Genomic DNA, 741 nt, shown 5'->3' on the forward strand with positions numbered 1-741 from the left:
CTCGTTGGCCAGCACGTCGACCGCGGGGATCTCGCCGTCGACGCGGAACTCGGCGATCGTCGAGCGCGCAGGACCGGTCAGGTGGCCGACGAACGCCATCGCGAGCGGGTACGCAACGTCGTGGCGGGCCGGGTTCGTGGGGATGGCGGCGTACTCGTTGCGCAGCAGGGCCGGCGGGTCGTCGATCCCCCGATCGACGTGGGGCGTCAGCGACCCCTCGCGAACCGTGAGAAACGTGCCGCGGTCGGTCAGCGTGTACGCGCCCAGCCCCTCGGCGACGGCGAGCGTGTCGCCCATCCCCTGCCCGGTCTCGCGGTACCAGTCGCCGCCGGGGTCGACGCCCGCCGCCTCCCAGATGCGCTGCTCGCGGATGTGCGTCCCCGAGCGGTCGCCCCGGGAGACGAACGCCGCTTCGGCCTCGGCGATCGCGCGGAAGGCAGCGCGTGGACCGCTCCCCGCGATCCCCGCGGGGTCGTCGGTCGGGCCGACGAGCAGGAAGTCGTTGACCATCAGCCCGCGACGGTTGAGACCGTGGCCCGACCGGAGGAAGCGATCCTCCAGCGGGCGAGCGTGGACTATCACGAGGTCGCAGTCGCCGTTGCGGGCGGTCTCCAGCGAGCCGCCGGTGCCGCGTGGCAGCGTCCGGACCGAGGCGCCGAACGCCTCCTCGAACCCCGGCACGACGGCGTCGAGCAGGCCGCTGTCGTACGCCGTCGTCGCCGTCGCGAGGCTGAGCGGTCC

The 741-nt window shown here is 73.8% G+C and carries 1 protein-coding gene; it reads right to left on the reverse strand.

Annotated features, from left to right (window positions below; all coding sequences use genetic code 11):
- The coding region (locus tag ACFR9S_RS14005) for an ABC transporter substrate-binding protein (protein ID WP_379818905.1) at positions 1-741 on the reverse strand (741 nt) is incomplete at both ends.

Origin of the sequence: Halolamina salina (genome assembly GCF_042678005.1) — an archaeon.
In the GTDB taxonomy this organism is placed as follows: Archaea; Halobacteriota; Halobacteria; order Halobacteriales; family Haloferacaceae; genus Halolamina; species Halolamina salina.